At 73.7% G+C, this 12,212-nt stretch carries 11 protein-coding genes; 7 read left to right on the forward strand and 4 right to left on the reverse strand.

The window, feature by feature from the left end; translation table 11 throughout:
- Positions 1–76: 76 nt before the first annotated feature.
- A complete protein-coding gene (locus A5481_RS17130) occupies positions 77–2,830 on the reverse strand; it encodes a hybrid sensor histidine kinase/response regulator (RefSeq protein ID WP_048433415.1) in 2,754 nt (917 codons plus the stop codon).
- 191 nt (positions 2,831–3,021) lie between these two features.
- A complete protein-coding gene (chpT, locus tag A5481_RS17135) occupies positions 3,022–3,696 on the reverse strand; it encodes a histidine phosphotransferase ChpT (RefSeq protein WP_048433392.1) in 675 nt (224 codons plus the stop codon).
- Between the two features lie 160 nt (positions 3,697–3,856).
- On the opposite strand from chpT, the gene A5481_RS17140 reads away from it, so the two are divergent.
- Entirely contained in the window at positions 3,857–4,708 is an 852-nt protein-coding gene (locus A5481_RS17140) for a 3'(2'),5'-bisphosphate nucleotidase CysQ family protein (RefSeq protein ID WP_048433393.1), read from the forward strand.
- Between the two features lies 1 nt (position 4,709).
- Here the strand turns inward: A5481_RS17140 and A5481_RS17145 are convergent, their stop codons facing one another.
- Positions 4,710–5,210, reverse strand: a complete 501-nt coding sequence (locus A5481_RS17145; RefSeq protein WP_048433394.1) for a YHS domain-containing (seleno)protein — start codon at positions 5,208–5,210, stop codon at positions 4,710–4,712.
- A gap of 108 nt (positions 5,211–5,318) precedes the next feature.
- Here A5481_RS17145 and A5481_RS17150 point away from each other — a divergent pair, with 108 nt between their 5' ends.
- The 3 genes from A5481_RS17150 (at position 5,319) to A5481_RS17160 (ending at position 7,566) form a co-directional block, all read left to right on the forward strand.
- On the forward strand, positions 5,319–5,993 hold the full coding sequence (locus tag A5481_RS17150) for a DUF1134 domain-containing protein (RefSeq protein WP_082173058.1): 675 nt from the start codon (positions 5,319–5,321) through the stop codon (positions 5,991–5,993).
- Positions 5,994–6,172: 179 nt separating this feature from the next.
- The gene (locus tag A5481_RS17155) at positions 6,173–7,060 is read left to right on the forward strand and encodes a coiled-coil domain-containing protein (RefSeq protein ID WP_048433395.1); all 888 of its coding nucleotides are present in this window, start codon (positions 6,173–6,175) and stop codon (positions 7,058–7,060) included.
- 257 nt (positions 7,061–7,317) lie between these two features.
- Positions 7,318–7,566, forward strand: a complete 249-nt coding sequence (locus A5481_RS17160) for a hypothetical protein (protein ID WP_048433396.1) — start codon at positions 7,318–7,320, stop codon at positions 7,564–7,566.
- A 38-nt stretch (positions 7,567–7,604) separates the two neighbouring features.
- Here A5481_RS17160 and A5481_RS17165 read toward each other — a convergent pair whose 3' ends face one another.
- Positions 7,605–9,713 carry a hybrid sensor histidine kinase/response regulator gene (locus tag A5481_RS17165; RefSeq protein WP_048433397.1) on the reverse strand — a complete coding sequence of 703 codons (2,109 nt, stop codon included), beginning with the start codon at positions 9,711–9,713 and terminating at the stop codon, positions 7,605–7,607.
- 356 nt (positions 9,714–10,069) lie between these two features.
- Here A5481_RS17165 and lptM point away from each other — a divergent pair, with 356 nt between their 5' ends.
- The 3 genes from lptM to A5481_RS17180 all read left to right on the forward strand — a co-directional run bounded on the left by lptM (position 10,070) and on the right by A5481_RS17180 (position 12,183).
- Positions 10,070–10,429 carry an LPS translocon maturation chaperone LptM gene (gene lptM / locus A5481_RS17170; protein ID WP_048433398.1) on the forward strand — a complete coding sequence of 120 codons (360 nt, stop codon included), beginning with the start codon at positions 10,070–10,072 and terminating at the stop codon, positions 10,427–10,429.
- 113 nt (positions 10,430–10,542) lie between these two features.
- Positions 10,543–11,814 (forward strand): diaminopimelate decarboxylase, encoded by a 1,272-nt coding sequence (gene lysA, locus A5481_RS17175; RefSeq protein WP_048433399.1) that lies wholly within the window; start codon positions 10,543–10,545, stop codon positions 11,812–11,814.
- 99 nt (positions 11,815–11,913) lie between these two features.
- Entirely contained in the window at positions 11,914–12,183 is a 270-nt protein-coding gene (locus A5481_RS17180; RefSeq protein ID WP_048433400.1) for a hypothetical protein, read from the forward strand.
- Positions 12,184–12,212: the final 29 nt, after the last annotated feature.

Here is a 12,212-nt window from a genome sequence, read left to right on the forward strand (position 1 = left end):
CGGGCGTGTGAGGCAGGGCGTGGGAAGGTCGTCGGGCGTCCGGGCGCGGGCGCGCCCGGACGGTCGCGTCAGCGGGTCACGCCGCGGCGTCGAGGGGGGCGCCGGCGATCTCGTTGACCGCCGCCACCAGGCCGGAGCGGTCGAACTTCGCCACGCAGTCGGCGACGCCGAGGGCCCGGGCGCGGGCGAGGGACTCGGGCGCCATCGTGCCGGCGAGCGCCACCACCGGCATCGTCGCCAGGCGTCCGCCGCCCTTGCGCATCGCCTCGATCAGGTCGAAGCCCGAGCGGCCGGGCATCTCGAGGTCGCAGACCACGAGGTCGAGCCGGGCCTCGCCGCCGAGGTGGCGCAGGGCCTCCTCGGCATCGCCCGCCTGCGTCACGCGGAAGCCCGCCGCCTTGAGCACCGGGGTCAGCATCTCGCGGAAGAAGGCCGAGTCGTCGACGAGCAGCACACTCGGGGCCTTCGGCACCGCGCGGTGCGAGGGCTGGCCCCAATCGTCGTGGGCGAGCGGCAGGTAATGGGCGATGTTGACGATCTCGGTCGCCCGGTTGCGCACCACCGCCGACCCGATCAGGTCGGAGCGCTCGTTGACCAGCTCGACGTCCAGCACCTCGTCGACGATGTCGACGATCTCGTCGACCACGAGGCCCATCGAGCGCTCGCCGTCGGAGAACACCACCAGCGCCTGGGCGCCCTCGCGCTTCATCGCCTGCGCCGGATCGGCCGGGACGAGCGGCATCAGGCGGCCGCGATACTGGATCAGCGGACGCCCGCCGACCCACTCGATCTTGGCCGCGTCGATCTCCTCGAGGCGGGTGACGAGGGAGAGCGGCACCGCCTTGAGCGAATCGCCGCCGCCCTTGAACACCAGGAGCGTCACCGCCTGGTCGGCGCCGTTCTCCTCGCCCTCGGCCTCGGCCTCGATCTCGCCCTGCTGGCCGCTCGCCGTGCCGGAGCCGACCATCTTGGCGACGCCGTTGGGGTCGATGATCAGCACCACCGCCCCGTCGCCCAGGATGGTGTTGCCCGAGAAGAGCGGGATGTGGCGCAGCTTGGAGGACATCGGCTTCACGACGATCTCCTCCGTGTGGAAGACGCCGTCGACCAGGATGCCGAAGCGCTGGCGCCCGACCTGGCTCACCACCACGAAGCCCTCGTCGCTCGAGGCCGGGGCGTCCGCCGCGTCGAGGCCGAGCATGCCGGCGACCGGGACGATCGGCAGCAGGCGGTCGCGCAGGCGCAGCACCGGCGAGCCGTTGATGCGCTCGACCGCGTGGTCGGTGCCGGGCTGCACCCGCACCAGCTCCAGCACCGAGACCTGCGGGATCGCGAAGCGCTGCTCGCGGGCCGAGACGATCAGCGCCGCGACGATCGCGAGCGTCAGCGGGATCTTGATCGTGAAGGTGGTGCCGCGGCCGAGCTGGGTCTGGATGTCGATCGTGCCGCCGATCAGCTCGATGTTGGTCTTCACCACGTCCATGCCGACGCCGCGGCCGGAGACCGAGGTGATCGCCTTGGCGGTGGAGAAGCCGGCATGGAAGATGAACTTCGCCACCTGGGCGTCGGTCATCCGCTCGACCTCGGCCTCGGTCGCGACGCCGCGCTCGACCGCCTTGCGGCGGATCGCCGACAGGTCGAGGCCCTTGCCGTCGTCGGCGATCTCGATCGTGATCGTGCCGCCCTCGTGGAAGGCGTTGAGGCGGATCGTGCCCTTCTCGGGCTTGCCGGCGGACTTGCGCTCCGCGCCCGACTCGATGCCGTGATCGGCCGAGTTGCGCACCATGTGGGTGAGCGGGTCCTTGATGACCTCGAGCACCTGGCGGTCGAGCTCGGTCTCGGCGCCCTGCATCACCAGGTCGATCTTCTTGCCGAGTTCCGACGAGAGGTCGCGCACCACCCGCGGCAGCTTCTGCCAGGCCGAGCCGATCGGCTGCATGCGGGTCTTCATCACCCCTTCCTGCAGCTCGGCGGTGACGTGGGAGAGCCGCTGCAGCGGCACCTTGTAGTTGCCGTCCTCGTGCCGGCGGGCGATCTCGAGGAGCTGGTTGCGGGTCAGCACCAGCTCGGACACCATGGTCATCAGGTGCTCGAGGGTGTCGACGTTCACCCGGATCGTCTGCACCTTGCTGACCGGGCCGTTCTCGCTCTCGGCGGCGGGCTGGTGCTCGGCCCGCGCCGGATCGGCACGGCGGGCCTCGACCGGCGCGGGCGCGACCTCCTGCCGGACAGGCTCGGGACGCGCCGCCGGACGGACCGGCTCGGGCGCGGGAACCGGGGCGAGGGCCGCGGGAGCGGGCGCCTCGACCTCGACGGCAGTGTCGCGGAACGCGCGCTCGAGGTCGTCGAGGGAGACCTCGCCGGGCTTCAGGGCGCGCTCCAGCACCTGGAGCACCAGGGTGCCGGAGGCCGACGGGGCGGCGACGGGCACCGGCTCGGGCGCCGGCGCCGGCATCGGCTCCTCCGACATGCGCTCGAGGGCGCCGATCAGGTCCTCGTCGATCCCGGCCGGCTCGCCGCCGGTGCGCTCGAGTTCGGCCAGGATCAGCTTGATCCGGTCAAGGGTCTGCAGGATCAGGCTGACGGCCGGGCTCGTCACCGGCATGCCGTCACGGAACTTGCCCATCAGGGTCTCGGCGGCGTGGGCCAGCGCCTCGAGGCGCGGCAGGCCGAGGAACCCGCAGGTGCCCTTGATGGTGTGAACCAGCCGGAAGATGTTGCGCAGGATCGTCTGGTTGTTCGGATCCTGCTCGAACCGGACGAGTTCGAGGTCGACAGTGTCCAGATGCTCGCCGGTCTCTGTCAGAAACTCACGCAACAAATCGTCCATCGCGGCCACTCATCGATCCACGCAGGATCTCTGCGCAGAGTCAGGCTGCCACGCGAGCCTTTATGATCCGTTGCCGCGATGGTGCAACAAGCGACGGATCGGCTGCAATTCCCTTTGGCGACAGGGGAAAAGTGGGATTTTCGCGGCCCGCGCGGGCGCGGGCCGCAAGGTTAGGTGACGTTACAGGAGGCTCACGCCTCCGCCGGCGCCTCGGGCTGCGCCGCGGCGGCGGGCTCGGCCCGGATCGTGACCGTGTCGCCCTCGATCGAGAACCGCACGTCCATCTCGGCGGCGCGGGCGACGAGGCCGGCGTAGAACGGCTGGATCGCGTGGGCGTCGACGGTGCCGCTCTCCGGCTCCCCGGCGATCAGCGCCTGCGCATGGGGCGGGATGCGGGCATAGGCGCCCTTGGCGGTGAGCACGAAGAGCGGCGCCTCGCCCTCCCCGGTGATCGCGACGTCGATCACGCCGCCACGCGGGATCGCCGTGACGGCGATGACCACGAGGTTCAGCACGAGCTTGACCTTGTTCTTCGGGAACAGCGCCCGCGGCGCGCTCCAGGTCAGCTGGGTCTTCTCGTCGCCGAACATGCCGCGGGCGACGTTCTCGGCGTCGGCGAGGTCGATGCTGGCCCCGGCCGAGCCCGCCGCCCCGAAGGCGATGCGGGCGAATTGCAGCCGGGCCGAGGCCTGGCGGGCGCTCTTGCGGATCAGGTCGAGGGCGAAGTCGCGCATCTCGGCGCTGTCCTCGTCCTCCAGCACCTCGAGGCCGTTCACGATGGCGCCGACCGGGCTGATGACGTCGTGGCAGACCCGCGAGCAGAGCAGCGCCGAGAGGTCGAGGGCGTCGAGGGTGACGGTGGTCATGGGGGTGCGCTCCGCGGGGCCGAATCGGTGGGGTCGCGGCGGCTCCCGCCACGGTTTGCCGGCACGGATAGCCGCCGCGCGGCTTTTTGAAAAGGCGATCGCGCCGGCCGGCTGCCCGGGACGGATCGACAAACCCGGCGCCGCCGGGCATGACGGGGGCATGACGACGACCCTGGCACCCGACGCCGTGCCCAACTCCGCCGAGCGCGACGCCATCGCGACCCGGCTCGCCGAGATCGCCGCCGCCGCCGGGGTGATCCTGCGCCGCTTCGAGCTCGGCGGCTGCCGCCACCACCTCAAGGCGGACGGATCGCCGACGAGCCAGGCCGACCTCGCCGCCGAGGAGCAGATCGTCGCCGAGTTGGCCCGGCACTTTCCCGGCATCCCGGTGATCGCCGAGGAGACCGCGGCCGACGCCGCCCCGGCGGCCCTGTTCTTCCTGGTCGACCCCCTCGACGGCACCAAGGACTTCCTCAAGGGGACCGGCGAGTACACGGTCAACATCGCCCTCGTCGCCGGCGAGCGGCCGGTCGCGGCGGCCCTCGCCGCCCCCGCCCTCGGCCGGCTCTGGGCCGCCGGCGACCGTGCCGGCGAGGCGCCGATCGCGGACGGGCGTCCGGGCGCGTTCCGGCCGGTCGCGGCGCGGCCGGTGCCGCCGGAGGGCATGACGGCACTCGTCAGCCGCAGCCACGGCGAGGCGGCGGACGAGGCCTGCCTCGCGGAACTGCCGATCGGGCGGCGGCGCGGGGTCTCCTCGGCGCTCAAGTTCGGGCTCCTCGCCTGCGGCGAGGGCGACGTCTACGTCCGTTGCGGCCCGACGATGGAGTGGGACACGGCGGCCGGCGACCACATCCTCACCCGGGCGGGCGGGTGCCTGGTCGGGCCCGACGGGCGCGCCTTCGGCTACGGCCGCCGGCCCGGCCAGTACCGCAACGGCCCCTTCGCGGCCTTCGGCGACCCGGCCCAGGCCGGACGCGCCGTGCTGCCGGCGGCGAGCCCGGGCCGGTCGTAGCTCATCCGCCGAACGCCGCGATGCCCTTCAATTGCGGCCAGCGCGCCTCGGCGGCGTCGATCAGCGCGGCATGGGCCCGCGCCCGGCGCTCCGGATCGCGGAAGAGGTAGAGCCGGTCGTCGCGTAGCGCCGCCACCAGCGGATCGGCCTCGACGAGGCGGCCGGCGGCCACGCCCTCCGGATCGCAGCCGCCGAGGCGCGGGGCGTAGACCTCGGGCGCGCGCGCGAAGGCGGCCCGGTTGGCGGCCGCGGCGAAGCGCCAGACGAGGCCCGACCAGGTGATCTCGTGCTCGTCCGACCCGGCCACCGGCTCGGCCCCGAGCCGGTACGAGACCGGATCGAAGCCGCGTAGCGCCAGCCCGGTGAGGGGATCGGCGCCGTAGAGGTCCGGCACGCCGAGCGGCGTTTCGGCCCGGGCCGGCCGGCCCCCGAGGGTCGGCGGGACCGCGAGCGCCGGCAGAAGCGACAGCGCGCCGCGCCGCGTTAACCAGATCTTGCCCATATCCGCAGCATCTGTGGCATCCCGCCGCCCGTCCGCGCCGGGTCCCGCCCGCCCCGTCCGGGCCGCGCGGGGTCGGCCAGGACCTTCTAAAGCCGGGATGCCTAACGAATGCTCTCAGCCTCCTTCTCCAAGGTCCGCGCCGCCAGGGCCCGTCCGAAGCCGGTCGCGGCCGCCTCCGCGGAACCGGGCGCCGGCCCGTCGCGCCGGCGCGCCCTCGCGGCCCTTCTGGCGGCCGCGCCGCTGGTGCTCGCGGCCCTGGCCGATCCCGCCGCGGCGCAAGGCCGCGGCCCCGGCGACCCCGGCACCTTCCAGCCGCGGGAGATCGTCGATTCGGGGCACCAGTTCTTCGGCTCGGTGTCGCGCGGCCTCGCCCTGACGGTGCAGGAGGCGACCCGGCGCTGGGGCGAGCCCAACGGCTACATCCTCGGCCAGGAAGCGTCGGGCGCGATCATCGGCGGCGTGCGCTTCGGCGAGGGCACGCTGTTCACCCGCAATGCCGGCCAGCGCAAGGTGTTCTGGCAGGGCCCGTCGCTGGGCTTCGACGTCGGCGGCGACGGCGCCCGCGCGATGATGCTGGTCTACAACCTGCCGCGGGTCGACGCGCTCTACCGCCGCTTCGTCGGCATGGACGGCTCGGCCTACGTCGTCGGCGGCTTCGGCATGTCGGCGGTCACGGCCGACAACATCGTGGTGGTGCCGATCCGCGCCGGGGTCGGGGCACGCTTCGGGATCAATGTCGGCTACCTCAAATTCACCGATTCCCCGACCTGGAACCCGTTCTGAGCCGCGCCGCGGGCCCGCCCGTCCTCGCCGCGCCGGTCGTCGCTGCGCTGGCCCTGGCGCCCGTCCCGTGGCAGGGTCCGGCCGCGGCGCCGGGGCCTCGAGCGCGGTGCGTCGCGTCCATCGTTGCAACCATCCGTGCCGGGACCGCCCGGCGCGGAGGCCGAGAGAGTATCGCCCGGGTGATCGAGTCCCTGATGTTCGCGGCGCTGGGATTCCTCGGCGCCAGCCTGTGCGCCCTGCTGATCCTGCCGGCCCTCAACGCCCGGGCAGAGCGCCTGACGCGCCGCCGGCTCGAGGCGCTCTACCCGATGTCGATCGTCGAGCTGACCGCCGAGAAGGACCACCTGCGGGCCGAGTTCGCGGTGCGCGAGCGCCAGCTCGAGCGCCGGGTCGAGGAGGCGCAGGCCGCCCGCCAGGCCGAGATGGAGGAGATGGGACGGCGCACCGTCCGCATCGGCACGCTCTCGACCGAGATCGAGCGCCGGGACGCGCGCCTCGCCGAGATCGAGCGCGACCTCGTCGAGGCCCGCGGCGGCCTCGCCCGGATCCAGGGCGAGCTCGCCGAGGCCCGCACCGCCCGGGCGGCGGCCGAGGAGGCGATGCGCGCCCTGGAAGGGCCCTACCAGCGCGCGCTGGCCGAGCTCGCGTCGCTGCGCGGCGAGGCCGAGGCGATGCGCAGCGGCCAGGCCGAGGCCGAGGCCGCCCGCGGCGTCGCCGAGGAGCAGGCGCGGGCCGCCCGCGGCCGGGTGGCGGCGGCCGGCGAGAGCGTCGCCAGCGCCGCCCGCGAGCAGATCCAGGCCCTCGAGGACGCGCTCACCGATCTCAATGCCCGCCACGCCGCCGAGGCCGAGGCGGCGCAGGCCGAGATCACGCGCCTGCGCGAGGCCGTCCGGAACGCCGGCGCACCGCCGGCCGAGATCGCGGCCGAGATCGCAGCCCAGAACGCCGCCCTCGAGCGCCGGATCGCCGAGGTCGCCGACGCCCTGATGCAGGGGCAGGCCCGGCCCGAGCCGCGGATGCCGCCGGCGACGCCCCTGCCGCATCCGGCCCCCGCCGCCGCCGGCTGAGCGCCCGACGCGGTGTGCTCTGCGGCACATCGCGGCTGTTCTCGCAACATCTGCGCCCGGACGACCCGGCCTGGAAAAGCACCGGAAACACGTCACAAGTCCTTGCTGAGGCTAGGCTTTTCGGGTTTCCGGCGAGGGCCGTCGGCCCATCCGCCTGCCCGGCGGGGCCCGCTGCCGCGCCCGGTATCCCCTTGTCAGGTCGCCTGTTTCGGGCCATTTCGCTGCGACTTCCCACGCACTGCAAGGCTTCGACAGACATGATGCTCCGGCCGATGTCGCTCGCCCTCCTGACTGCCGGCAGCCTGACGCTGCTCGCCGCACCGGCGCTCGCCCAGCGCGACGACCCCAACCTGAAGAAGTACTGCACCGGCGACTACATGACCTATTGCGGCAACCTGCCGCCGGAGAGCCCCGAGGTCGATCGCTGCTTCGAGAAGAACATGAAGAAGATCTCGATCAACTGCAAGAAGGCGATCGATTACTACGAGCAGACCCACAAGAAGTAGGCTTCACGGTCCCCGCCGGGCGGGGACCGGAATCGTCCTCACGCCGAGGCCTCGGCCCGGCTCGCGGCCTCCAGGGCCTCGGCCAGGGCCTCGATCGTGAAAGGCTTGCGCAGGACCGTCTCCCCCGGCGCCGGCCGGGGCCCGTCCTGCTCGTCGTCCCGCGGGTGGCCGGTGGCGAAGATCACCCGCAGGTCCGGCCGCCGGCGCCGGGCCTCGGCCGCCAGGGTCGGCCCGTCGATGCCCGGCATCACCACGTCGGTGAACAGCACCGCCACCTCGCGCTCGCTGTCGAGCGCCGCGAGCGCCGCCGCCCCGTCCGACGCCGTCAGGGCGCGATAGCCGAGCTCGCCGATCGTCTCGGCGCTGGCCAGCCGCACCGCCGCATCGTCCTCCACCACCAGCACCGTCCGCAGGGTCCGGCCCGGCGCCGCCGCCGCCGGGCCGCCGCGCCGGACGGCCTCGGCCGGGATGCCGTCCCGGCTCACCGGCAGCGTCAGCTCGATGGCGGTGCCCTTCCCGGGCTGGCTGTCGATGCGCACCCGCCCGCCCGACTGGGTGACGAAGCCGTAGACCTGGCTCAGGCCGAGGCCCGTCCCCCGCCCCTGGGGCTTGGTGGTGAAGAACGGCTCGAAGGCGCGTGCCACCACCTCCGGCGGCATGCCGGTGCCGGTATCGCGCACCGTGACGGAGACCGCGGGCGTGCCGTCCCCAAGCGTGCCGTGGGCGGTCTCGAGGGCGAGCCGGCCGCCGCCCGGCATCGCGTCGCGGGCATTGACCGCGAGGTTGAGGATCGCGTTCTCGAGCTGGTTCTGGTCGACGAACACCGCCGGGGGATCGGCCATCAGCCGGGTGTCGACCCGCACGGTCTCGCCCAGGGTGCGCCGCAGGAGGTCGACCATCCCGGCGACGAGGCGGTTCGGATCGGTCGGGCGCGGCTCCAGCGGCTGCTGGCGGGCGAAGGCGAGGAGCCGGTGGGTGAGCTTGGCCGCCCGGTCGGTGCCGTCGAGGGCGCCGGCGATGAAGCGGCCGACATCGGTGTCGCCCCGGGCGATGCGCCGCTGCACCAGCTCGAGCGAGCCGGTGATGACCGCCAGCAGGTTGTTGAAGTCGTGGGCGATGCCCCCGGTGAGCTGGCCCACCGCCTCCATCTTCTGCGCCTGGCGCAGCTGGTTCTCGGCGGAGAGCCGCTGGGCGTGCTCGCGCTTGAGGTCGGAGAGCGCCTGCTGCTCGGCCCGGGCGCGGGCCAGCGCCAGCCAGGCCATCAGCACCAGGGTCAGGGCCGAGACGGTGGCGACGAGGCCGTAGACCCGCAGGTTGTCGTACCAGCGGTCGAGGGCGACCGCGGTCTCGACCGAGAAGGCGACCTCGACCGGATAGTCGCCGATGCGGCGCCAGGCATAGAGCCGCTCGGCCTCGCCGGGCGGGGTGCCGGTCGCCGCCCCCCCTTGCGGGCGGGCGCGGATCGCGCGCAGCAGGGGATCGGCCGGGGCCAGCCGCTCGTCGACCTCCGGGCCGGGCGGCTCGCGCACCAGGATCGCCCCGTCGGCGCGCAGGAGCATCGCCCGGTGGTCGGTGGGGGCGGCGATCTCGGCGTAGAAGCGGGCGAAGTACTCGGTGCCGAGCGCGATCACGATCACGCCGTCGAAGCGCCCGTCGTCGGTCGAGCGGCGGCGGCTGACCATGAAGGCGGTCGCGCCGTCGGCCTCCCGCACCGCCGGGCTGACGTAGATGCCGATGTCGCGCTGGCGGTGGACCGAGAACACGTCCCGGTCCGCGATGTCGCGGCCGAGGTCGCCCTCGCGGCTCGAAGCCTCGATCTTGCCCTGCGGATCGACCACCCAGACCGCCCGGGCCTGGGCGAGCGGCGCCTTCAGGCTGGCCAGGAAGCCGCCGGTGGCGCTGGCGGCGATCTGGCTCCAGCTGCGGTCGAAGACGTAGTCGTCGACCCGGTCCATGGCGAGCTCGGCGGTGTCGAACACCTTCGAGGCGTGCTCGTGCATCACCGCCGCGGTGCGGACCACGGCGCTGTCCTCTTCCCGCAGGACCTCGGCCCGGTTCCACCACGCCGCGCCCAGCAGGACGACGCACGGCACCAGGAAAGCCGCCGCGACGAGGAGCTGGTGCAGCCGCACCGTCGAAAGGCTCACGGGACACTCACAAACGCGACGGAAGCCGACGCGGCGATCGGCCATAAGCTTAACCGTTCGTTAACGGATTGGCGAGCGAAACGATCGCCGCACCCCTCCTCCGGAACCCGCGACGGTGCGATCGTACGGGCGGTGTGTCGCCCGGGCATCGGCCGGGTGCCCGGACGACGGCCTCCGGCCCACTCTTCCGGCCCGTCCTCCAACGCCCCCTTAACGGCCACGCTCGAATGCCGCGCAACCGGCATCCGGGCCGGGCTCGCCTCGCGCCGCGCGCGCCGCTATGGTGCCGCCGCCACGCTTCGCGCTTCGCGCTGCGCTATGGTGCCGCCGCCACGCTTCGCGCCCGGATCTCGCCCGTGTTTCCCACCCGTACCCTCGTCCTCCTCGGCCTGATCGCCCTCTCGGCCGCCGCCTGCGGCCGGCGCGGCCCGCTGGAGCCGCCGCCCGTCGCGGCCCCCGCCGGCCCGGTTCAGGGGAGCAAGCCGCAGGCGGGCGCGCAAGGCGCCGCCCGGGCGCCGACCGGGGCGGCCGCGGTCAACACGCTGCCGGGCGGCGTCGGGCTCGAGGCGGGCGGGAGCATCCCCGACGATGCCGACGAGCTGCCCGCCTCGGCCGTCGCGGCGCCGACCGGGATCCCGGCCCCGACCGTCTCCTCCCGGCGGCGCAAGGGCTACGTGATCCCCAAGGAGCCCTTCCCCCTCGATCCGCTGCTCTGACGGCCTCGCGCGGGGCGCCCCCGCGAGGGTGCCAAGGCCGCCCGGTTTCGTGTAGAGGGCGCCTCGCGCGCTCCTCTCGGGCGCGGACAGCGCCCGGACGTCGGTCACCCCCCATGCATCACTTCACCTATCGCGACGGCGTGCTCCACGCCGAGGACGTCGACCTGGCACGGCTCGCGGGCGCGGTCGGCACCCCGTTCTACTGCTACGCCTCCGCCACGCTGGAGCGGCACTACCGGGTCTTCGCCGAGGCGTTCGCCGGCGACGACGCGCTGGTCTGCTACGCCATGAAGGCGAATTCGAACCAGGCGGTCCTCGCGACCCTGGCGCGGCTGGGCGCCGGCATGGACATCGTCTCGGAGGGCGAGTTGCGCCGGGCGCTCGCCGCCGGGGTGCCGGGCGAGCGGATCGTGTTCTCGGGCGTCGGCAAGACCGAGGGCGAGATGGCCGCGGCGCTCGATGCCGGCATCCTGTGCTTCAACGTCGAGAGCGAGCCGGAACTGGAGCAGCTCTCGCGGGTGGCGGCCGCCAAGGGCGCCACCGCGCCGGTCTCGATCCGGGTCAACCCCGACGTCGACGCGCGCACCCACGCCAAGATCTCGACCGGCAAGTCCGAGAACAAGTTCGGCATCCCGATCTCGCGCGCCCGCGAGGTCTATGCCCGGGCCGCCGCCCTGCCGGGCCTGTCCCTCGTCGGCGTCGACATGCATATCGGCAGCCAGATCACCGATCTCGCGCCCTACGACAACGCCGCCGCCCTGCTCTGCGACCTCGCCCGCGACCTGATGGCGGCCGGGCACCGGCTCCACCACCTCGATTTCGGCGGCGGCCTCGGCATTCCGTACCGCGACGACAACGCGCCCCCGCCGGACCCGGCCGCCTTCGCGGCGGTGCTGCGGCCGCATTTCAAGCCGCTCGGCTTGAAGCCGGTCTTCGAGATCGGCCGGATGATCGCCGGCAATGCCGGCGTGCTGGTGACGCGGGTGCTCTATGTGAAGCACGGCGAGGGTCGCACCTTCGTCATCGTCGACGCGGCGATGAACGACCTGATCCGTCCGACCCTCTACGAGGCCTACCACGCCCTGCGCACCGTGGCCGAGCCGAAGCCCGACGCGGCCCGCCTCACCGCCGACGTGGTCGGCCCGGTCTGCGAGAGCGGCGACTACCTGGCGCTCGCCCGCGAGATGCCCGAGGTGAAGGCCGGCGACCTGATTGCCGTGATGTCGGCCGGCGCCTACGGCGCCGTGCAGGCCTGCACCTACAACACCCGGCCGCTGGTGCCCGAGGTGCTGGTGCGGGGCGCCGACCACGCGGTGATCCGGCCGCGGCTCTCCTACGACGAGCTGATCGGGCTCGACCGGGTGCCGGAGTGGCTGTCGGCCTGAACGAGCGCGCCGATCGCTAAAATGCGACGGGTTTTCCGAACGGGGCGGCCAGTCCTCGCGGCCTAGGGTCCCGGCATGTCACCGGGAGGATCCTACGCGATGGCGCCCCAAGGTACCCTGCTCGCCCGCGCCGAGGCCGTGGTCGAGCGCGCGTTCCGCATCGCCGCCGAGAACGAGGCGACGCTCGCCCGTGCCCGCAGCGCCGTGCAGCCCCTGCGCGAGGCGGCGGCGCGGCAGGACGCGGGCGTGCGCCATGCCGGCCCGGCGGGCCGGCCCGTCGCGGAAGGATATGCCGGCCCGGCGGGCCGGCCTGTCGCGGAACGATATGCCGGCCCGGCGGGCCGGCCGCGGGACGATCGACCGGCCTGAGCCGATTTGACCCGCTGGCCCGGTCGGGC

Origin of the sequence: Methylobacterium platani, from assembly GCF_001653715.1 — a bacterium.
Classification (GTDB): Bacteria; Pseudomonadota; Alphaproteobacteria; order Rhizobiales; family Beijerinckiaceae; genus Methylobacterium; species Methylobacterium platani.